The sequence below is a fragment of the Bosea sp. ANAM02 genome, from assembly GCF_011764485.1.
Taxonomy (GTDB): Bacteria; Pseudomonadota; Alphaproteobacteria; order Rhizobiales; family Beijerinckiaceae; genus Allobosea.
Genome location: NZ_AP022848.1, coordinates 4,900,133 through 4,919,266, shown reverse-complemented (window position 1 = coordinate 4,919,266; position 19,134 = coordinate 4,900,133). Strand labels below are relative to the sequence as shown.

The window sequence follows — 19,134 nt, the reverse complement described above, 5'->3', positions numbered from 1 at the left end:
ATGGGCTGACTAGCCGACGGGTCTCTGTCCCCGTCAGCGGTGAGCACCCATGCGCCAGCCTCTCGTCCTCGCGGCTCTTGCCGCTGTCCTGCTCAGCGGCACGGCCATGGCCGAGCCGCTCTTCAACCGGATCGCCACCTTCTCCGTGCCGCAGAATCTGCCGGCCGATCGCGATCCCAAGAAGAAGACCGTCTCCGAGATCATCGCGGCCAATGGCGACGGCACGCTGCTCGCCTATACCGACGCGGAGCAGAAGGCGCTGGGGATCATCGACATCGCCGACCCCGCCGATCCCAGGCCCGCCGGCTTCGTGCCGCTCGAAGGCGAATCCACTTCGGTGACGATTCTCGGCGACAAGGCCTTCGTCGCCGTCGTCACCTCCGGCGACAATTTCAAGGAGCCGGCCGGCCATCTCGCCACCGTCGACCTCAAGACGAAGCAGGTCGTGGCGAAATGCGATCTCGGCGGTCAGCCCGACTCGGTCACGCTGACCAGGGACAAGGGCAAGATCGTCATCGCCATCGAGAACGAGCGTGACGAGAAGCTCAACAAAGGCGCCCTGCCGCAGCTCCCCGCCGGCAACCTCACCCTGATCGGCATCAAGGACGGCGCCATCGAGTGCGCCACCCGCCAGGTCGTCGACCTCACGGGCATCGCGGCGGTCGAGCCGACCGATCCGGAGCCGGAATTCGTCGACGTCAACCAGGACGGACTCGTCGTGGTGACGCTGCAGGAGAACAATCACCTCGCCATCGTCGACTCGAAGACCGGCAAGCTCGTGACGCATTTTTCCGCCGGCTCGGTCGATCTCAAGGCCATCGACAAGACCCGCGACGGCAGGATCAGCCCGACCGAGGAGCTGAAGGGCGTCGCCCGCGAACCCGACGCGGTGCGCTGGCTCGACAATGACCGCTTCGTCACCGCCAATGAGGGCGACTGGAAGGGCGGCTCGCGCGGTTTCACGATCTTCCGCAAGGATGGCACGGTCGAGTTCGATTCCGGTTCCGATGTCGACCATATCGCCATGCGCCTCGGCCATTATCCCGAGAAGCGCTCGGCCGCGAAGGGCAGCGAGCCCGAGGGCATCGAGGTCGCGACCTATGGCAACGATCGCCTGATCTTCGTCGGACTGGAGCGCGCCTCGCTGGTGCTGGTCTACAAGGACGAGGGGGCGGGCAAGGCGCCGCGCTTCCTGCAGGCGCTGCCGACCGGCATCGGTCCCGAGGGCCTGCTGGCCATCCCGCAGCGCGACCTCTTCGTCTCGGCCTCCGAGACCGATGTCGGCGCAAAGGGCGGTGCTCGCTCGGCCGTGATGATCTATCGCCGCGCCGAACAGGCCGCCGCCTACCCGACGATCCAGTCCGCCGACGAGAACGGCCTGCCGATCGGCTGGGGCGCGCTCTCCGGCCTCGCCGCCGATCGTACGGCGCCGGGCAAGCTCTTCGCGATCACCGACAGCGCCTATTCGCCCTCGCGTATCCTCCAGATCGACGCAACGCAGAAGCCTGCGAAGATCACCGGCGCGCTCACCGTGACAAGGGACGGCAAGCCGGCCTCTTACGATCTCGAAGGCATTGCGACCCGCGAGGGCGGCGGCTTCTGGCTCGCTTCCGAGGGCAATCCCGAGAAGAAGGACGCGGTGCTCGCCGACAAGCTGCTGCGGGTCTCGGCCAAGGGCGAGGTCGAGGAGGAGATCGTCTTGCCGGAGGCGCTCGCCAGGCACGCGGTCCGCTTCGGCTTCGAGGGCGTGACGGTGACCGGCACGGGCGCGGACGAGACCGTCTGGCTCGCCGTCCAGCGCGAATGGAAGGACGACCCCAAGGGCAAGGCCAAGATCCTCTCCTACAAGCCCGCGACCAAGGAATGGGGCGTGCTGCACTATCCGCTGTCGCAACCGGCTGCGGGCTTCTGGATGGGCCTGTCGGAACTCGTGGCGCTCGGTGACGACCGCTTCGCCGTGATCGAGCGCGACAACGGCTTCGGCGCCAAGGCGGTGAAGACGCTGCAGACCTTCTCGGTCAAGAGCCTGAAGCCGGCGGCGATCGGGGCGGCGGAGATCCCGACGGTGACCAAGACCCTGCTGCGCGACCTGACGCCCGACCTGATGAAGGCCGGCGGCTACGGCCTCGACAAGGTCGAGGGCATGACGGTCGACAAGGCCGGCAACCTCTTCGTCGTCACCGATAATGACGGCGTCGACGATTCCTCCGGCGAGACCCAGTTCTTCGCCTTCGGCCCGCTGCCGCGCTGAGCTGCCAGAAGAACCGCGCAGTCATTCCGGGGCGGCCCGCAGGGCCGAGCCTGGAACCCATGGACACGACGGTTTCAGGCGACTCTCCTCGTCATGGTCGGGCTTGTCCCGACCATCCACGTCTTCGTTGGTCCAGGGGCGTGTTCAAGACGTGGATGCTCGCCACAAGGGCGAGCATGACGAATTGGAGCTGCGTCGTGTTCATGGGTTCCGGGCTCTTCGCTAACGCGAAGCCCCGGAATGACGTCGTGGTTCCCGGCAAAAGAAAAGCCCCGGATGCGATCTGCATCCGGGGCAAGGCGCCTGGCTATGTTGACTGGAGAGCCAGGTGGGAGGAGCGGTTACCAGCCGGCGAGCACGGCGCCCTTGAAGCGCTCGGCGACGAAGGCCTTGATCTCGGGCGTGTGGTAGCTTTCGACCAGCGTCTTGACCCAGGGCTTGTCCTTGTCGGCGCTGCGCACGGCGATCAGGTTGACATAGGGGCCCTTGGCGTCCTCGCGCAGGATCGCCGAGGCCGGATCGATCTTGGCATCGACGGCATAATTGGTGTTGATCGCGGCGGCGGCGACATCGGCCAGCGAGCGCGGGGTCTGCGCGGCCTCGATCTCGATGATCTTCAGCTTCTTCGGGTTGCCGACGATATCGGCCGGGCTCGGCTTGAAGCCGACGCCGTCCTTCAGCTTGATCACGCCCTTGTCCTGCAGCAGCAGGAGCGAGCGGCCGCCATTGGTCGGGTCGTTCTGGATCGCGACGGTGGAGCCATCCGGCACCTGCGACCAGTCCTTGTACTTGGCCGAGTAGATGCCGAGCGGGAAGTTCACGGTCAGGCCGACGCTCTCGATCTTGAAGCCGCGATCCTTCACCTGGTTGTCGAGATAGGGCTGGTTCTGGAAGGAGTTGGCCTCCAGTTCGCCGGCATCGAGCGCCTGGTTCGGCACGACATAGTCGGAGAACTCGATGATCTTGAGGTCGATGCCCTTCTTGGCGAGGATGGGTTTCACCTTCCCCAGGATCTCGGCATGCGGGCCGGGCGAGACGCCGATGCGGACCACCTGGTTCTGCTGGGCAAGGGCGGGCACGGCGGAGAGCGTCAGGGTGAAGCCGGCGAGCAGCGCGGCGCGGCGGTTGATGAGGGTCGTCATGGTGTCGTTTCCTTCAATGGATGCGGATGAACGGGTCAGCGTCAGGCGTGGCGCAGGCGCTTGTTGAGATGGCGGGCGAGCCGGTCGCCGATGCTCTGGACGAGCTGGACGAGGACGATGAGCACGGCGACGACCGCCGCCATCACGTCCGGCATGAAGCGCTGGTAGCCGTAGCGGATGCCGAGATCGCCGAGCCCGCCGCCGCCGACCGCGCCGACCATGGCCGAGAAGCCGATCAGGCTGACCAGCGCCAGCGTCAGGCCGAGCACGATCGCCGGCAGGGCCTCGGGCACCAGCACCTTGCGCACGATCTGGACGGGTGTGGCGCCCATGGCGCGCGCGGCCTCGACCAGCCCCTGGTCGACCTCGCGCACCGCGCCTTCGATCAGGCGGGCGATGAAGGGCGTCGCCGCGACGGTGAGCGGCACGATCGCGGCACCGGTGCCGATCGAGGTGCCGGCGATCAGCCGTGTGAACGGGATGATCGCGACGACGAGGATGATGAAGGGCGTCGAGCGCGTGGCGTTGACCAGCGTGCCCAGCAGAAGGTTGGCGGCCGGCGCCGCGAAGAGTTCGCCGCGCTTGCTGGTGGCGAGGAAGACGCCGAGCGGCAGGCCGAACAGCGTGCCGAGCCCGGCTGCGACCGCGACCATGGCGAGCGTGTCCAGCGTCGACTGCGCGATCAGGCGGATGATCTCAGGAGACATGGCCGATCACCTCCGCCTTGAGCCCGAGGTTCCTGAGGGCGCCGAGCACGGCATCGCTCTCCGGCGCGCGCGCGGGCACGCAGACGAGCAGGCTGCCGAAGGGTTGGCCGGCGATGGCGTCGATCCGCCCGGCCAGGATGTTGACGTCGACGCCGACGATGGCGCTGAGCCGGCTGATCACCGGCGCCGTCGCGTTCTCGCCGAGGAAGGTGATGCGCAGCACGATATTGTCGCCGGGACGCGCGTCCTTGCGGATGCGGTGAGTGAGATGTTCCGGCAGTTCGACGCCGGTGACCGTCTCGACGAAGCTCGCCGTGGTCGGGTGCTGCGGGTTGGTGAAGACTTCGAAGGTCTCGCCCTGCTCGACGATCCGCCCGCCCTCGATCACCGCGACGCGGTCGCAGATCTCCTTGATGACGGGGATCTCGTGGGTGATCAGCAGGATGGTGATGCCGAGCTCGCGATTGACTTGGCGGAGCAGGGCGAGGATCGAGCGCGTCGTCTCGGGATCGAGCGCCGAGGTCGCCTCGTCGCAGAGCAGCACCTTCGGATCGGTGGCGAGCGCACGGGCGATGCCGACGCGCTGCTTCTGCCCGCCCGACAACTCGGCCGGATAGCGCGCGCTCTTGTCGGAGAGCCCGACCAGCGCGAGCAGCCGCGCCACCTTCGCGGCGATCTCGGCCTTACCGGCGCCGGCGATCTCCAGCGGCAGCGCGACATTGTCGAAGACCGTGCGCGACGAGAGCAGGTTGAAATGCTGGAAGATCATGCCGATCCGCCGGCGCTGCTGGCGCCAGCCGGATTCGGTGAGACCCGTGACATCGGTGCCTTCGATCAGGATGCGCCCCTCGGTGGCGCATTCCAGCCCGTTGACGAGGCGAATCAGGGTGGACTTGCCGGCGCCCGAGCGACCGATCACGCCGAGGATCGTGCCGGCGGGGACGTCGAGATCGATTCCGGCGAGCGCGCCGACCGGCAACTGGCCGCGGCGGCCCGGATAGGTCTTGCCGACCCGCTCGAAGCGGATGGCCGTCTCGGGCGACGATAGGGGCAAGGCGACGGAAGTCGCGCCGGCACCGAGCGTGCCGGGTCTGACGGGGGCGTTCATCATGTCCTCAGAAATGCGTGTGGCAGGACCAGTGGGCGATGCCGAGCTGCTCGATGGTCACGTCATGGACCGAGCGGCGCTGGTCGTCCGCGGTCGCGGCGTCGAGCGGGTCGAAACTGGCGGGGACGGCCTGGACGAACCACGCCGCGAGACCGTTCCAGAGGGTGGAGAGGAGCTGCATCGCCGCCTCACGAAGCCAGCAGCAGCGGCGCGCGCCGCTGCGAGCGGAAGAGCCGGCGCGCGGCGGTCTCGGCAGCGCCGGGCGTTGCGAAGCGCTGCCCGTCCAGCGCCCGGAAGGCGGCGGAAGCCGAGACGAATGTGAAGTCGCGCTCGTCGGCGCGGCGGCTCACGAGCCCGATCTGGGCCTCGCCGAGCTCGATGACATAGGCCTGCTGCGCCGGGCGGGCCCGGGCGGGAAGGGAATGAAGCTGGGACATGGAACTGCCTTCTGCCGTCGATGCGGCACGTGTCGGAACGATCGGATGGGAAAGGCCTCTCGGCCTCGCGATCTCAGCGTCGACAGCGGCAGGACATCAGGCGGAAGCAGGATTGGCTTCGGCTGGCTTTCACAATGGTCATGTCAGTCTCCTCGATCTGGAGCCCACGACCCAGTCGTGGCGCTTTAGCGTTTGGTGACGCGGCGCAAGCTGCTGCTCAAATCTCCGCGGCTCCCCGATTGCTCCGGGAACACCTGCAATCTGATCGGGATCGTCCTCTTTGTCAACCGGATCGTTCTTCTGAAGAAACGATACGGCGGAGAAGAATATTCTCCGTGCGCTCTTTGCACCGCGCCAAGCATGCGGCAATGCGCGGCTTGACGAAGCCGGGAAAGCGGCGCCATTTGCGGCCATGCAGGCTCGCGCCGCCCTTCTCGATCGTCTTCGCCGTTCCGGGCTCGGAGCCTGGCTGGCGACGGCCTATGCGCTTTGCGTCATGGCCCTGGCGCTCGCGCCGGCTCCCGCCATGGCGGCGTTCGGCAGTTCGGATGGCGTCGTGCTTTGCTCGGGCGCGCCGGTGCCCGACGGGGGCCAGCCGGTGCCGCGGGGCGAGCTCACCCATTGCAAGGGCTGCCCGCTCAATCCGGTGCTCGCCGGCCCGCCGGTTGATCGCGCGCCGGAGCCGGGGCGGCTCGCCGTTCACCTGCCGGCGCCCTTGCCGGTGGCCGAAGGCCTCCCGCATCGTTTCGCCGCCGGGCTCGCGCAATCGCGCGCGCCGCCGGCAGGCTGAAACCTCAGCCTGCCCATCCGCATCCAATTCCAGCCTGTTTGCTTCGCTTGGGAGCGACGGCACCTCGTCACGAGGCTGCGCCAGCGGCCCTTTCGTTCGGGACATCCATCATGAAGCTTTCCCATTCGCTCGCCGCCGCGGCTCTTCTGGTCTCCGCCGGCTTCGCTTCCGCCCATGAGTTCAAGGCCGGGCCGCTGAAGATCGGCCATCCCTGGTCGCGCGCCACGCCGGCCGGCGCCAAGGTCGGCGGCGGTTATCTCTCGATCGAGAACACCGGCTCGGCTGCCGACCGGCTCGTTTCGGTCTCGGTGCCCTTCGCCGCGCGTTCGGAAATCCACGAAATGGCGGTGAAGGACGGCATCATGACGATGCGGCCGCTGGAACAGGGCGTCGAACTGCCCGCCGGCAAGACGATCGAGTTCAAGCCCGGCGGCTACCACATCATGTTCATGGAGTTGAAGCAGCCGCTCAAGCAGGGCGAGATGATGAAGGGCACGCTGACCTTCGAGAAGGCCGGGACCGTCGATGTCGAGTTCAAGGTCGACTCGATCGCCGCCAGGGGCGGCGCGAGCGAGCACAAGGGGCATTGAGGCGGTCGTTGCCGCCTGCCGTCATGGTCGGGCTTGTCCCGACCATCCACGTCTTCATTCGTCGAGGGTCGTGTTCAAGCCGTGGATGCTCGCCACAAGGGCGAGCATGACGGTCGTGGCGCCCTTAGAGCTTCGCGCGCGGGTCGTGCTTGGCGATGCGCGCCAGCAGGTAATCCACCTCGGCCTTCGCCGCAGCGCTGAGGGTCGAACCCGGCTTGCGTTGGGCGTCGTGGCTGAGGATGCCGCGCTTCATCATCGTGTACTTGCGCACGGCGAGCCCCACGCCCTGCTGCTGCTCGTAGCGCATCAGCGGCAGATGCGCGTCGAAGATGTCATGCGCCTCGTCGCGCTTGCCGGCCTTCTGCAGGCGGACCACGTCGATCAGGAGCTCTGGGAAGGCATAGCCGGTATTGGCGCCGTCGGCGCCACGTTCCATCTCGAAATCGAGGAAGAGCCCGCCATTGCCGGTCACGATGGAGATCGGGCGCAGAGAGCCTTCCTTCTGGAACCTGCGCAGCGTCGAGATCTTCTCCAGCCCCGGCCAGTCCTCGTGCTTCAGCATCACGCAGGACGGGTTGTCCATGACGATCTTGCGGATCACCGCCGGCGTCATCACCACCGAGAGCGTCAGCGGATAATCCTGGATGACGAAGGGGATGTCGCTGCCGATCGCCTCGACGGCCTGCGCGTAATAGCCCGTGATCTGGTCGTCGGTCCGCAATGAGGGCGGCGGGGCGATCATCACGCCGCCGGCGCCGAGATCCATCACCTGCCGGGCGAGCGAGCGCATCGCTGCGAAGCCGGGTGCGGAAACGCCGACGATGATCGGCTTAGCCCCCATCCGGGCGACGCAGCGCTTGACCAGCTCGACCGATTCCTCGGACTCCAGCTTGGGCGCTTCACCCATGATGCCGAGCACGGTGACGCCGTCCGAGCCGATGTCGTGATAGAACTGGAACAGCCGGTCGGCCGAGGCCCAGTCGATGCTGCCGTCGGGATTGAACGGGGTCGGCGCGATCGGGAAGACGCCGGAAGCGTCGGGGGTGAGGCGCATGATGGTGTCCTTCAAGATGGCTGAAGATTGTTGTCCCACTCAGCCCTCATCCTGAGGAGCCGCGTCAGCGGCGTCTCGAAGGATGCTCCAGATGGTCCCGGAGCCTCCTGGACCATCCTTCGAGACGCAAGCCATCGGCTTGCTCCTCAGGATGAGGGCTGGGAAGGCTTCAGGCGATGCGGGTGCGGACGGTGCCCACGCCGGCGATCTCGCCTTCGAGCACGTCGCCCCTGCTCACGGCGGCAACGCCCTCGGGCGTGCCGGTGAAGATCAGGTCGCCCGGCTTCAGCTCCACGAGGCCGGAGAGATAGGCGATCGTCTCCTCGACATTCCAGATCTGCTTGGCGAGGTCGGAACTCTGGCGCACGACGCCGTTGACGGTGAGCTCGATCTTGCCGGCGCTGGGATGGCCGGCATGGCTCGCCGGGACGATTTCGCCGATCGGGCCGGACAGGTCGAAGCCCTTGGACATGTCCCACGGGCGCCCGGTCTTCTTCGCGACGTTCTGCAGGTCGCGGCGGGTCATGTCGAGGCCGGCGGCATAGCCGTAGACATGGGCCAGCGCCTCGGATTCCGGAATGTCCCTGCCGCCCGAGCCGATGGCGACGACGAGTTCCATCTCGTGATGTAGATCGGCGGTCTTGCTCGGATAGGGCATGTCGGCGCCGTTGATCAGCAGAGCGTCGGCCGGCTTGGTGAAGAAGAACGGCTCCTCGCGGTCGGGATCGCCGCCCATCTCGCGGGCATGCTCGGCGTAGTTGCGGCCGACGCAGAACACGCGGCGAACCGGAAAGGAGCCGCCACCCGCGACCGGAACAGCCGTCACGGCAGGCGGGTCGATCACATAATTGCTCATCGTATTGCTCCCTCGCTCACAGGCTTGCGCCGTTCATGAGCGAGCGGCGTCCGGACCGCAAGCGGCTTGCGTCGGCGGCGGGCCTGCGCGGGAGACATTGCGGCACGCTTTTCGCAAGCGCGTCACGGGTTGTGCGGCGCGTCGTTGCAAGGGAGACGATTTGCTCCTTACACTGCCCCGCCGGGGGAACCGGCGAGCCTATGGAAGGAACGGCATGTGAGTACGGGAACCGTGAAATGGTTCAACGAGACCAAGGGTTACGGCTTCATCACCCCTGATGGCGGCGGCAATGACGTCTTCGTCCATATCAGCGCGGTGACGCGGGCCGGCCTGCGTGGCCTGAACGAGGGGCAGAAGATCAGCTACGATCTCGAGCCGGATCGCAAGACCGGGAAGAACTCGGCCGTCAACCTGCAGACGACCTGAGCGCGTGATGCGTTCCGCGGGAAGGCGATGGCGGCGCCCTTCCCGAGCCTAGGCGGGCCGCTTTCGGTCTCGATGGGGCCGAGGGCGGATTCCAGGCATGCCCGTCGCCTCAGGCGGCGGTGTGAGGGCAAGGCGCCTTCGGAATTCGAGCTGAAACTCCAGCCCTCACCCTGAGGAGCCGCGGAACGCGGCGTCTCGAAGGAGGGTCCGATGGTTCCGGAGCCTCCGGGAGCATCATTCGAGATGCCATTTCTGGCGAAATGGCTCCTCAGGATGAGGGCTCAGGGGATTTTTTGCCGGACTCTCAGGCCCGGCCCGGCGCCGGATGGAACAGCCGGCCTCTTTCCACGATCAGCACGACGATGAGCGCCGCGATGCCGCAGAGCGCGAAGCCGAGCGTCAGCGGCACGACCGTGCCGTTGAAATGCTGCCCGATATAGAAGCCGAGCAGCGCGCCGATCACCGTGGTGACGAAGCCCTGCACCGAAGAGGCGGTGCCGGCGACATGACCGAGCGGCTCCATCGCCATCGCCCCGAAATTCGGACCGATCAGCCCGAAGCAGAACATCGCCCCGCCCTGCAGGATCGCGAAGCTCCAGAGCGATTCATGGCCCGCCAGCGCGACCAGCGCATGGAGGCCGGTCAGCGCGATATAGCCGAGCAGGGCGCCATGCGAGACGCGGCGCATGCCGAGCTTGCCGACGATGCGCGAGTTCAGCAGGGAGGACGCCGCCATGAACATCGCGATCAGCGCGAAGATGGTGGTGAACAGCTCCGGCGCCTTGAAGACGTCGACGAAGACCTGCTGCGCCGAGTTGATGAAGCCGAACAGTCCGCCGAGTACGAAGGCCATGGCCAGCATGTAGCCGACGCCGATGCGGCTGGTCAGCGTCGTCCGGAACGAAGCCAGCACGCTTGCCGGCTCGATCGGCTTGCGGTCCTCCGGGCGTTGCGTTTCGGGCAGCTTGAGCAGGGCCCAGATCATGACGACGGCGCCGAAGCTGGTCAGCACGCCGAAGATCCAGCGCCAGGGCGCGACCCAGAGGATCGCCTGGCCGATCGATGGCGCCAGGATCGGCACGGCCAGGAAGACGATCATGGCCAGCGACATGACGCGCGCCATCTCGCGGCCGGAATAGCAGTCGCGCACGATCGAGACGACGAGCACGCGGGTCGCCGCCGCTCCGACGCCCTGCAGCACGCGCGCCGCCATCATGGCCTCGAACGAGCCGGCGAAGGCGGCGGCGATGCTGGCGACGACGTAGATCGCAAGGCCCGTGAGCAGCACCGGGCGCCGGCCATAGCGATCGGAGATCGTGCCGTAGAAGATCTGCGAGACGCCGAAGCCGAGCAGATAGGCGGTAATGATCCATTGCCGCTGGTTGGCCTCGGCGATGCCGAGCGCCTCGGCCATCTGCGGCAGGGCCGGCAGCATCGAATCGATGGCGAGCGCATTCGTCGCCATCAGCGCGGCTGTCAGGCCCACGAAGGGGTAGAAGCCCATGCCGTGGCGCGGCCGGGCAATGGCGGACATGTCGTTCATGGCGATCGCGAAACTGGCTGGCGAGACCCGGCGGCTGCGGTCATCCGGCAGCGCGGGCAAGATTCTGCCAGCAGGATTAGCTCTGCCGGTTGCGCGCGGCAACCGGTCCAATCGGCCATGTGCCATGCGCGGGGCGCGTTTCCCGGCACATGCGGTGGGCCTCATCCCTGCTTCTGCATTTCGGCCATCAGCGCGTCGTCGATCTCGGCGGCGCGGCGTGCCGCGGACCGCGCGGCGAGCCGGGCCCCATAGCTCTCGAAGGCCGGCCGCTTCTCGATCGTGCCGAACTGGAGACCCCACAGCACCTGGGACCCGACATAGACATCGGCGGCGCTGAAACGGTCTCCGGCGAGGAACTCGCCGCGGGTCACAGCGTATTCGAGCGTGTCCATCGCGTCGGCATAGGTGCCGTAGCCGATGGAGCGCGCCCGGTCGGCCGGCACTTCCATGCCGAAGGCCTTGTGGCTGACGGCAGCCTCGACCGGGCCGGCGGTGAAGAACAGCCAGCGGTAATAGGGGCCGCGCAAACGGCTGCCCGGCTCGGGCGCGAGCCCGGCCCGTGGGAAGGCATCGGCCATATAGGCGCAGATCGCGGCGCATTCGGTGACGACGGTATCGCCATGGACCAGCGCCGGCACCTTGCCCATCGGATTGATCGCCGTGTAGGCCGCGCTCTTCATCGGGGCGCCGAAGCCGACGATCTCGGCGCGGTAGGGCTGGCCGATCTCCTCCATCATCCAGCGGGCGATGCGCCCGCGCGACATCGGGTTGGTGTAGAGCACGAGTTCGTCTGCCATCGTCGTCTGCCTCCTTGATCGGCCGAGGATGCCCTTATCCTGCGGCATCGACGTGACGCTGTCAGGAGCCTCCTTGCCTGACGCAGCTTGCCCGACCTGCTATCGTCGCTGCGAAACAGGACGAGGATATGGACGAATCACGCGTGGCGCGCAGCGTTTCCGTCAATGACGGGCGGATGGCGATCGAAGGCCTGTCGACCCGTTACGTGCAGGATGCGGCCCGGCGTTTCCGCCTCTCGGCTTCGGGCCTGCGCTTTGTCGGCGGCTTTGAGAGCCGCGACGGCCGGCTGGAGGACGACCGGCGCTTCCTCGCCGAGGCGATGGTCGTCGATGGCGGCTTGCGCCGCGCCGGATTCGAGGGCGAGGCCGGCACGATCGGACTGACCTTGCGCCCGCTCTCGCAGGCTGGCGAGCAGCCGCGCCTCCTCCTGCTGCTCGGGTATCGCGACGAGGCCGGCGAGGCGCTGCCATTCGCCGAAGCGTTCCTGGCGCCGGCCGTGTTCGAGGCGCTCAAGGCGGACCTTCTTTCCGGTCTTGCGCATGACATTTCGCTGAGCGCCACCACCAGCCTGTGGATTCGCGAGGAGGATCGCGTCCGCCCGGGCGGCGAGCCGCTCGATTGGTATCTCGGCCTCGATACCGACGGCCGCTCCAGCCAACCCGCGCGCGGCTTCATCGAGAGTATTGAATGGGGTCCGCGCCCGCTTCAGACGGTCGTCGGGACCGTGCCGGCGCCCGATCCCGTGCCGGCGCCCGCCCAGCAGGCCGAGGAGGATTGGGAGGAGGGCGCCGCCGATGAACTGCGCCGGATCAACGGAAGCTTCCGCCTGCTCCTGCTGATGCTGGCCTTCCTGCTCATCATCGTCGCGATGAAATGAGCGCCGGGCGCGGGTGCCGCCGCCGTTTGATCGGAGCGGCTTCGAGCGAAACGCTTGTCATTCCGGGCCGCGCCGAAGGCGCGAACCCGAATAACAAGGGGTTAGCCAGAGCTATGCCGGCAATCGCCTAAGTCTCGTGGCGGCGGATGCGGCGGATCATCTCGTTCAGCGCCAGCAGCACCAGCGCCAGGATGAAAGGCAGGATGTAATAGACCACCCGGAAGATCAGCAGCGCGCCCAGAACCTGCTCGTAGGGGAAGCGGTTGAGCGCGACCAGCATCGTCGCCTCGAACACGCCGAGCCCGCCCGGGGCATGGCTGGCGATGCCGATCAGGCAGGCGAAGATATAGGCGGCGAGGAAAGTCGGGTATTCCAGGCCATAGCCGCCGGGCAGCAGCACGAAGAGCACGGCGGCGGCCGCGCTGACCTCGCAGGCGCCGAGCGCCATCTGGCCGAGCGTCGTGCCGAGGCCCGGCAGATGGAGGTTCCAGCCGCGCACGCGGATCGTACGATCGTCGGTCGCGATCCAGGCGAGATAGCCGATGATGCCGAGGCCCACGAGCCCGCCGACGACCTGGACGACGAGCGGCGTGGTCCGCGCCAGCATGGCGACAGCGTCGGAGGCATAGATCAGGCTGGCGCAGAGGATGGCGCCCAGCCCCAGCCAGAAGGTGATGCCTGCGATCACGGTCAGGCTCGCGACCTCCGAGGCCCTGACGCCCTTCGGCGAATAGATCCAGTAGCGCACGGTGCCCCCCGTCACGATCGGGAAACCGAGCGTGAACGAGACGGAATAGCTGGTGAAGGAGGCGAGCGCGGTCGTGCGATAGGGGATCGAGAGGCCGAGCCGGCGCAGGGCCAGCGCATCGTAGCCGGTGAGCAGGACGTAGCTCAGCGCGGTGAAGGCGACGGCGAGGCCGAGCTGGCGCAGGCTGGCATTCTCGAAGGCGCCGGCGAGCTGGCCGGGCTCCATCCCGCTGATGATGTGCCAGAGCACGACCAGCGAGGCGCCGAAGATGGCGATGCTCGCCAGCGGACCGAGCCACCACCAGCGACTGCGCTTGCGCGGAAGCATTCCGGGCTCATGCTGGCCGAAGGACATGCGCTCTCGGGGTTGCGCGCCGCTGCGGGATGCGGCGGCGCGGTGGCGGGCAGGGCTCGGGCGAGCCCCGTCCGACAGATAGCGCCTCGGCGGCAATGCACAAGCCGTTGCGGCGAATAGGCCGCATGAGGGAACCCGGTTTCAGGTGCAGCGGGAAGAGGTTCAGGCCGTCTTGCGGAAAATCCGCAGCGTCTTGAAGCCCTCGACCTCCTCGACCGGCATCGCCTTCATCCAGTCCGGGATCAGCCGCTCGGCCACGTCATAGGCATAGGAGCCCCTGTAGAACAGGATATGGCCGCCTTTGTCGGTCTGCGCGGTGAAGAGATCCATCACCTCGCGGTCGGTCAGCGCGCCATAGGCGTCGTTGGCCTCGCCGCGGAACTCGCCGCTATGGAACAGCGTCACGATGTCGAAGCACGGCAGCAGGCGGGCATTGCTGGTGTAGATATCGCCGAAATAGGCGCTGTAGGTCTTGGTGACGTTCGGGTTGTCGGTCGCGAGCTTGATGAAGGACTCGTATTCCTGCGGCGAGGCGGTGATGCCCAGCACCGTGTTGTCGAGATGCGGCTCGGCGCAGCGCAGGCCGACATAGTGATGCCCGCCAGTGCCGAAATGATAGATGCGCTTGCCGCGGAGCTTCTCCTGCTCCAGCCATTCGACGAAATGCACGTCGCAGGGGCATTGCTCGATCTCCAGGCCCCAAAACGCATCCCAGATATTCATTTTCACGGTGTTTCTCCTCTCCGAACGGGCTTTCTCGTTGTGATGCCGGTCAGCGGGCTTCGCTGGTCGCGGCGATGCGGGGCTCGGCGAAGCCCTCGCGCTCGACGATTGCGGCGACGCCCCTGATCCGGCGCAGCACGATCCGGTGGCTGGCGCTTTCCGCCAGGCCCGGACTCTGGCCGAAGGCGATGACGATCGCGCGCGGCAGGGCAGCGCGCAGCTCGGTCAGGACTTCCAGCGCCGCCTCGGTCTCGAGCGCGCTCGTCGCCTCGTCGAGCAGGACGATCGCGGGATCGGCCAGCTCGGCCCGGGCGAGCGCGAGCCGCTGCCGCTCGGCCCGGGTCAGGCTCCGGTTCCAGTCCTCCTCGCCGTCGAGCCGCGCGGTCAGGGTCGAGAGGCCGTAGCGGCGCAAGGTCGCGGCGATTTCCGGCGCGGGCCGCGGCCGGTCGCTCAGGAGGAGATGGCGCAGGCCGATCCCCGGCAGTTGCAGATGCTGGGGCACGGTGGCGACGCGCGCGCCGCGCGGCAGCACGATCGTGCCCTCACCCTGCTGCCAGAGCCCGACGACCGCCTGCATCAACGCGTTCTTGGCGAAGCCGGCATCGCCGGTGACATGGAGCACGGCTCCCGCCGGCAGCACGAAGTCGATATCGGCCGCAAGCGCGTGGCCGGCGCCGTCATGCAGCGTCACCGCCTCCAGCCGCAGGCTGTCATGCGGGCCGTCCTCGATCGCGAGGCCCTGCGCCGGCGGCTCCTGCTCGACCTCTTCCAGCGCGTCGGCGAGCTCGTTGACTCGCCTTGCGGCCGCGAGCCATTCGGCGATGCGCATGAAATTGTCGAACAGCCAGTTGCAGGCGTTCTGCACGGCGACGAAGGCGGCTGCGACCTGCACGACGCCGCCCAGCGTCATCTCGCCGGCGAGATATTTCGGAGCGGCCAGCAGCAGCGGCACGACCGGCACCAGCGCGCTGCTGCCATTGGTGATCCAGGTCAGGCGCGCCCGCTGGGTGATCACCGAGAGCCAGCGCAGCACCAGCACGCCATGGCTCTGCGCCACGGCCTGGCGCTCGCCGGTCTCGGTGCGGGCGAGCGCGATCGCCTCGCCATGGTCGCGGATGCGCATCAGCGCGAAGCGCAGTCCTGCCTCGCTCTCCGTGCGCTGGGCGATGAGCCCGGCGAGCCGCCGTCCCACGGCCGTGACCAGCAGGGTGACGATCACGGCATAGAGGATCGCGGCCAGCACGAGATAGGCGGGGATGGTGATCGTGCTGCCGTCCCAGTTCAGGCGCAGGCTGCCGCCGATCTCCCAGAGAATCTCGATGAACATTACGATGGTGATGACCGAGGAGAGCAGCCCCATCGCGAAATCGACGATCGGCTCCGTCGCCCAGCGGACATCGTCGGCGATCCGGTATTCCGGGTTGGCCGGCTCCTTTCCGGAGAGGCTGAGCCGGAAGAAGCGCCGGTCGCCGACCCAGCCATCGACCAGCTTGGCGGTGAGCCAGCGCCGCCAGTGGACCTGGAAGGTCTCGCGCGACTTCAGGATGAGGACGCCGAGCCCGGCGACGACCAGCACGATCACCGGGAACACCGCCATGGCGACGAGCGCGCTGTGCCCGTCCTTGCGCTCCAGTGCGTCGAAGAACCAGCCGTTCCAGCGGTTCACCGTGACATTGGCGAAGACGGTGAGGATGACGCCTGCCGCCAGCAGCAGCGTCCAGAGCCAGGCGCAGCGCGCAGTCTCGCCGCGCCAGAAGTCACGGGTCAACCGCGCGAATCGTAGCGCGACCTGGCGATCTCCAGGCACGTCCGATCTAGCGCCTGGCGTCTCGTCGGGCGTCGGCACGGTTGCGATTGGTCCCCCAGGGCCGGTTTTCCGGTCTCCTCTGACTTGAACCTGATCGGGCGAAAATGAACTCGACATGAACGGACGGCCGCGCAGCCCGCTCCGGAACAGTCTCGAGGCGTCCGGCGTTCCCGGCTCATATCCGTGTAGGGAGGTTCGCGATGCCGCGTGGAGACAAATCCGCCTATACCGACAAGCAGAAGCGCAAGGCCGAGCATATCGAGGAGAGCTACGAGGAGCGCGGCGTGCCGCATGAGGAAGCCGAGCGCCGCGCCTGGGCGACGGTCAACAAGGATAGCGGCGGCGGCAACAAGTCCGGCTCCGGCAGGGGCAAGCCGGACACCAACGCCTCGGCAAGGCGCGGCGGCAGGTTGGGAGGCGAGGCTTCGGCCGCGCGTCCGAAGGCCGAGCGCTCCGCCTCGGCGAAGAAGGCCGCCGCGACGCGCAGGAAGAACGCGTCCTGACGTCCTCGTCATGGTCGGGCTTGTCCCGGCCATCCACGTCTTCCTGCGTCGAGGACGGCGCTCAAGACGTGGATGCTCGCCACAACGGCGAGCATGACGAGCGTTGGTCGATGACGCCGATTCAGCCGCCGATATTGAAGGCGGCCAGCGCGGCCATGTTGACGATGTCGGAATCCTTCGCGCCGAGCGGCACGATCTGGATCGGCTTGTCGAGGCCGACGATCAGCGGGCCGATCACGGTCGCGCCGCCGAGTTCCTGCAGCAGCTTGGTCGAGATCGAGGCCGAGTGGAAGGCCGGCATCACCAGCACGTTCGCCGGCCCGGAGAGCCGGCAGAACGGATACTGGCTCATCACCTCGCGGTTGAGCGCGACATCGGCCGCCATCTCGCCGTCATACTCGAAATCGACGCGCTGGTTGTCGAGCAGCGCGACCGCCTCGCGCACCTTCTCCGAGCGCTCGCCGGCCGGATGGCCGAAGCTGGAGAAGGCCAGCATTGCGACGCGGGGCTCGTAGCCGAGCCTGCGGCCGACGCCGGCCGCCTCGATCGCGATCTCCGAGAGCTGACGCGCCGTCGGCATCTCGGTGATCGCGGTGTCCGCGACCAGCACGGTGCGGTCACGCGAGATCACGATCGAGACGCCGATCACGCGGTGCCCCGGCTTCTCGTCGATGACGCGGCGGACCTCCTCCAGCGCGATCGAGTAGTTGCGGGTGACGCCGGTCACCATCGCGTCGGCATCGCCCAGCGCCACCATCGCCGCGGCGAAATGGTTGCGGTCCTGGTTGATCAAACGCTGGCAGTCGCGGAACAGGTAGCCCTGCCGTTGCAGCCGCTCGTAGAGATACTGGGCATAGACGGCATTGCGGTGAGAGAGCCGGGCGTTCTGGATCGAGATGCCCTTGGCTTCGAGATCGACGCCGAGGAAGGTCGCGACCTCCGAAATGCGGTCCTCGCGGCCGACGAGGATGGCCTGGCCGAGCCCCTGCGCCACGAAGGAGGCGGCGGCGCGGATGACCTGCTCCTCCTCGCCTTCGGCGAAGACGACGCGCTTCGGATAGCGCCGGACGCGCTCGAAGATGCGGTTGAGCGTGCCGGCGATCGGGTCGCGCCTTGCCGAAAGCTGCGCCTTGTAGGCGGCCGTATCGACGATCGGCTTGCCGGCGACGCCGGTATCCATCGCCGCCTTGGCGACCGCCATCGGCACGACATGGATCAGGCGCGGGTCGAACGGCACGGGGATGATGTAGTCCTTGCCGTAGCGCGGCCGCGAGCCCTGATAGGCGGCCGCGACCTCGTCCGGCACGTCCTCGCGGGCCAGCATCGCCAGCGACTCGGCCGCCGCGATCTTCATCTCCATGTTGATGGTGGTGGCGCGCACGTCGAGCGCGCCGCGGAAGATGAAGGGGAAGCCCAGCACGTTGTTGACCTGGTTCGGATAGTCCGAGCGGCCGGTCGCCATGATCGCGTCGTCGCGGATGGCATGGACCTCCTCCGGCGTGATCTCCGGATCGGGATTGGCCATGGCGAAGATGATCGGGTTCGGCGCCATCGAGGCGACCATCTCCGGCGTCACCGCGCCCTTTTGCGACAGGCCGAAGAAGGCGTCCGCCCCGTCCAGCGCCTGGGCCAGCGTACGCCGGTCGGTGACCGCAGCATGGGCCGATTTCCACTGGTTCATGCCCTCGGTGCGGCCCTGGTAGATCACGCCCTTGGTGTCGCAGAGGATGACGTTGTCGGGCTTGAAGCCCATCGCCTTGAGCAGTTCGATGCAGGCGATGGCGGCCGCGCCCGCGCCGTTGATGACGAGCTTGGTCGTCTTGATGTCGCGTTCGGTCAGGTCGAGCGCGTTGATCAGGCCGGCGGCGGCGATGATCGCGGTGCCGTGCTGGTCGTCGTGGAAGACGGGGATGTCCATCAGTTCGCGCAGGCGCTGCTCGATGATGAAGCATTCCGGCGCCTTGATGTCCTCGAGATTGATGCCGCCGAAGGACGGGCCGAGATAGCGCACGGCCTCGATGAACTTGTCCGGGTCCTCGGTATCGACCTCGAGATCGATCGAGTCGACATCGGCGAAGCGCTTGAACAGGACCGACTTGCCCTCCATCACCGGCTTCGAGGCGAGCGCGCCGAGATTGCCGAGGCCGAGGATGGCGGTGCCGTTGGTGATCACCGCGACGAGGTTCGAGCGTGTCGTGTAGTCATAGGCGCGCGACGGGTCCTCCGCGATCGCCAGGACGGGCACCGCGACGCCGGGCGAATAGGCGAGCGAGAGGTCACGCTGCGTCGCCATCGGCTTGGTCGGCACCACCTCCAGCTTGCCGGGCCGTCCCTGCGAATGGAACAGCAGGGCCTCCTGGTCGGTGAAGGTCGGGCGGGCTCTCTTGGTCGTCGGACGGTCGTTCATCGAAGCGTCTTTT

19 protein-coding genes are annotated in these 19,134 nt (G+C 67.4%); 6 read left to right on the top strand and 13 right to left on the bottom strand.

Annotation, left to right across the window (positions count from 1 at the left end; translation table 11 throughout):
* The first annotated feature begins 49 nt into the window (after window positions 1–49).
* On the top strand, window positions 50–2,251 hold the full coding sequence (locus OCUBac02_RS23425; RefSeq protein WP_173049120.1) for an esterase-like activity of phytase family protein: 2,202 nt from the start codon (window positions 50–52) through the stop codon (window positions 2,249–2,251).
* Between the two features lie 341 nt (window positions 2,252–2,592).
* Here the strand turns inward: OCUBac02_RS23425 and OCUBac02_RS23420 are convergent, their stop codons facing one another.
* Genes OCUBac02_RS23420 through OCUBac02_RS23400 form a run of 5 tightly spaced genes read right to left on the bottom strand, consistent with a single transcriptional unit; the run spans window position 2,593 to window position 5,645 of the window.
* A complete protein-coding gene (locus tag OCUBac02_RS23420; protein WP_173049118.1) occupies window positions 2,593–3,393 on the bottom strand; it encodes a MetQ/NlpA family ABC transporter substrate-binding protein in 801 nt (266 codons plus the stop codon).
* Between the two features lie 41 nt (window positions 3,394–3,434).
* A complete protein-coding gene (locus OCUBac02_RS23415; RefSeq protein ID WP_173049116.1) occupies window positions 3,435–4,100 on the bottom strand; it encodes a methionine ABC transporter permease in 666 nt (221 codons plus the stop codon).
* Entirely contained in the window at window positions 4,090–5,208 is a 1,119-nt protein-coding gene (locus OCUBac02_RS23410; protein ID WP_173049115.1) for a methionine ABC transporter ATP-binding protein, read from the bottom strand. The genes OCUBac02_RS23415 and OCUBac02_RS23410 overlap by 11 nt, the downstream gene beginning before the upstream one ends.
* 7 nt (window positions 5,209–5,215) lie before the next feature.
* Window positions 5,216–5,389: a hypothetical protein gene (locus OCUBac02_RS23405; protein ID WP_173049113.1), complete on the bottom strand. Its 174-nt coding sequence runs from the start codon at window positions 5,387–5,389 to the stop codon at window positions 5,216–5,218.
* A gap of 7 nt (window positions 5,390–5,396) precedes the next feature.
* The gene (locus OCUBac02_RS23400) at window positions 5,397–5,645 is read right to left on the bottom strand and encodes a hypothetical protein (protein ID WP_173049111.1); all 249 of its coding nucleotides are present in this window, start codon (window positions 5,643–5,645) and stop codon (window positions 5,397–5,399) included.
* 412 nt (window positions 5,646–6,057) lie between these two features.
* Between OCUBac02_RS23400 and OCUBac02_RS23395 the strand changes: the two genes are divergently transcribed.
* Together OCUBac02_RS23395 and OCUBac02_RS23390 are read left to right on the top strand one after the other, a co-directional pair.
* The gene (locus OCUBac02_RS23395; RefSeq protein ID WP_173049109.1) at window positions 6,058–6,435 is read left to right on the top strand and encodes a hypothetical protein; all 378 of its coding nucleotides are present in this window, start codon (window positions 6,058–6,060) and stop codon (window positions 6,433–6,435) included.
* A 110-nt stretch (window positions 6,436–6,545) separates the two neighbouring features.
* Window positions 6,546–7,025, top strand: a complete 480-nt coding sequence (locus OCUBac02_RS23390; RefSeq protein WP_173049107.1) for a copper chaperone PCu(A)C — start codon at window positions 6,546–6,548, stop codon at window positions 7,023–7,025.
* A 124-nt stretch (window positions 7,026–7,149) separates the two neighbouring features.
* Here OCUBac02_RS23390 and OCUBac02_RS23385 read toward each other — a convergent pair whose 3' ends face one another.
* Both OCUBac02_RS23385 and OCUBac02_RS23380 read right to left on the bottom strand, forming a co-directional pair.
* The gene (locus OCUBac02_RS23385) at window positions 7,150–8,079 is read right to left on the bottom strand and encodes a dihydrodipicolinate synthase family protein (RefSeq protein WP_173049105.1); all 930 of its coding nucleotides are present in this window, start codon (window positions 8,077–8,079) and stop codon (window positions 7,150–7,152) included.
* 169 nt (window positions 8,080–8,248) lie between these two features.
* The gene (locus OCUBac02_RS23380; RefSeq protein WP_047581043.1) at window positions 8,249–8,935 is read right to left on the bottom strand and encodes a fumarylacetoacetate hydrolase family protein; all 687 of its coding nucleotides are present in this window, start codon (window positions 8,933–8,935) and stop codon (window positions 8,249–8,251) included.
* A 216-nt stretch (window positions 8,936–9,151) separates the two neighbouring features.
* Here OCUBac02_RS23380 and OCUBac02_RS23375 point away from each other — a divergent pair, with 216 nt between their 5' ends.
* Window positions 9,152–9,361: a cold-shock protein gene (locus tag OCUBac02_RS23375; protein WP_047581044.1), complete on the top strand. Its 210-nt coding sequence runs from the start codon at window positions 9,152–9,154 to the stop codon at window positions 9,359–9,361.
* 304 nt (window positions 9,362–9,665) lie between these two features.
* Here OCUBac02_RS23375 and OCUBac02_RS23370 read toward each other — a convergent pair whose 3' ends face one another.
* Both OCUBac02_RS23370 and OCUBac02_RS23365 read right to left on the bottom strand, forming a co-directional pair.
* The gene (locus OCUBac02_RS23370) at window positions 9,666–10,964 is read right to left on the bottom strand and encodes a multidrug effflux MFS transporter (protein ID WP_465247744.1); all 1,299 of its coding nucleotides are present in this window, start codon (window positions 10,962–10,964) and stop codon (window positions 9,666–9,668) included.
* A gap of 101 nt (window positions 10,965–11,065) precedes the next feature.
* Window positions 11,066–11,701, bottom strand: a complete 636-nt coding sequence (locus OCUBac02_RS23365) for a glutathione S-transferase family protein (RefSeq protein WP_173049101.1) — start codon at window positions 11,699–11,701, stop codon at window positions 11,066–11,068.
* A gap of 128 nt (window positions 11,702–11,829) precedes the next feature.
* Here OCUBac02_RS23365 and OCUBac02_RS23360 point away from each other — a divergent pair, with 128 nt between their 5' ends.
* Window positions 11,830–12,579 carry a hypothetical protein gene (locus OCUBac02_RS23360; protein WP_173049099.1) on the top strand — a complete coding sequence of 250 codons (750 nt, stop codon included), beginning with the start codon at window positions 11,830–11,832 and terminating at the stop codon, window positions 12,577–12,579.
* 127 nt (window positions 12,580–12,706) lie between these two features.
* Here the strand turns inward: OCUBac02_RS23360 and OCUBac02_RS23355 are convergent, their stop codons facing one another.
* The 3 genes from OCUBac02_RS23355 to OCUBac02_RS23345 form a co-directional block, all read right to left on the bottom strand.
* A complete protein-coding gene (locus OCUBac02_RS23355; RefSeq protein ID WP_197064338.1) occupies window positions 12,707–13,654 on the bottom strand; it encodes a lysylphosphatidylglycerol synthase domain-containing protein in 948 nt (315 codons plus the stop codon).
* A gap of 189 nt (window positions 13,655–13,843) precedes the next feature.
* Window positions 13,844–14,410: a hypothetical protein gene (locus OCUBac02_RS23350; protein ID WP_197933293.1), complete on the bottom strand. Its 567-nt coding sequence runs from the start codon at window positions 14,408–14,410 to the stop codon at window positions 13,844–13,846.
* Window positions 14,411–14,453: 43 nt separating this feature from the next.
* Window positions 14,454–16,172, bottom strand: a complete 1,719-nt coding sequence (locus tag OCUBac02_RS23345) for an ABC transporter ATP-binding protein/permease (RefSeq protein WP_173049097.1) — start codon at window positions 16,170–16,172, stop codon at window positions 14,454–14,456.
* Window positions 16,173–16,411: 239 nt separating this feature from the next.
* On the opposite strand from OCUBac02_RS23345, the gene OCUBac02_RS23340 reads away from it, so the two are divergent.
* Window positions 16,412–16,714 (top strand): plasmid stabilization protein, encoded by a 303-nt coding sequence (locus OCUBac02_RS23340; protein WP_173049095.1) that lies wholly within the window; start codon window positions 16,412–16,414, stop codon window positions 16,712–16,714.
* Between the two features lie 121 nt (window positions 16,715–16,835).
* Here OCUBac02_RS23340 and OCUBac02_RS23335 read toward each other — a convergent pair whose 3' ends face one another.
* Window positions 16,836–19,121 (bottom strand): NADP-dependent malic enzyme, encoded by a 2,286-nt coding sequence (locus tag OCUBac02_RS23335; RefSeq protein ID WP_173049093.1) that lies wholly within the window; start codon window positions 19,119–19,121, stop codon window positions 16,836–16,838.
* Window positions 19,122–19,134: the final 13 nt, after the last annotated feature.

Excerpts from the sequence above, each read along its gene's own strand:
- OCUBac02_RS23415 (WP_173049116.1), bottom strand. The coding sequence starts at position 4,100 with ATGTCTCCTGAGATCATCCGCCTGATCGCGCAGTCGACGCTGGACACG.
- OCUBac02_RS23410 (WP_173049115.1), bottom strand. The coding sequence starts at position 5,208 with ATGAACGCCCCCGTCAGACCCGGCACGCTCGGTGCCGGCGCGACTTCC.
- OCUBac02_RS23390 (WP_173049107.1), top strand. The coding sequence starts at position 6,546 with ATGAAGCTTTCCCATTCGCTCGCCGCCGCGGCTCTTCTGGTCTCCGCC.
- OCUBac02_RS23340 (WP_173049095.1), top strand. The coding sequence starts at position 16,412 with ATGCCGCGTGGAGACAAATCCGCCTATACCGACAAGCAGAAGCGCAAG.
- OCUBac02_RS23395 (WP_173049109.1), top strand. The coding sequence starts at position 6,058 with ATGCAGGCTCGCGCCGCCCTTCTCGATCGTCTTCGCCGTTCCGGGCTC.
- OCUBac02_RS23335 (WP_173049093.1), bottom strand. The coding sequence starts at position 19,121 with ATGAACGACCGTCCGACGACCAAGAGAGCCCGCCCGACCTTCACCGAC.
- OCUBac02_RS23380 (WP_047581043.1), bottom strand. The coding sequence starts at position 8,935 with ATGAGCAATTATGTGATCGACCCGCCTGCCGTGACGGCTGTTCCGGTC.
- OCUBac02_RS23425 (WP_173049120.1), top strand. The coding sequence starts at position 50 with ATGCGCCAGCCTCTCGTCCTCGCGGCTCTTGCCGCTGTCCTGCTCAGC.
- OCUBac02_RS23400 (WP_173049111.1), bottom strand. The coding sequence starts at position 5,645 with ATGTCCCAGCTTCATTCCCTTCCCGCCCGGGCCCGCCCGGCGCAGCAG.
- OCUBac02_RS23405 (WP_173049113.1), bottom strand. The coding sequence starts at position 5,389 with ATGCAGCTCCTCTCCACCCTCTGGAACGGTCTCGCGGCGTGGTTCGTC.
- OCUBac02_RS23385 (WP_173049105.1), bottom strand. The coding sequence starts at position 8,079 with ATGCGCCTCACCCCCGACGCTTCCGGCGTCTTCCCGATCGCGCCGACC.
- OCUBac02_RS23360 (WP_173049099.1), top strand. The coding sequence starts at position 11,830 with ATGGACGAATCACGCGTGGCGCGCAGCGTTTCCGTCAATGACGGGCGG.
- OCUBac02_RS23420 (WP_173049118.1), bottom strand. The coding sequence starts at position 3,393 with ATGACGACCCTCATCAACCGCCGCGCCGCGCTGCTCGCCGGCTTCACC.
- OCUBac02_RS23365 (WP_173049101.1), bottom strand. The coding sequence starts at position 11,701 with ATGGCAGACGAACTCGTGCTCTACACCAACCCGATGTCGCGCGGGCGC.
- OCUBac02_RS23355 (WP_197064338.1), bottom strand. The coding sequence starts at position 13,654 with ATGCTTCCGCGCAAGCGCAGTCGCTGGTGGTGGCTCGGTCCGCTGGCG.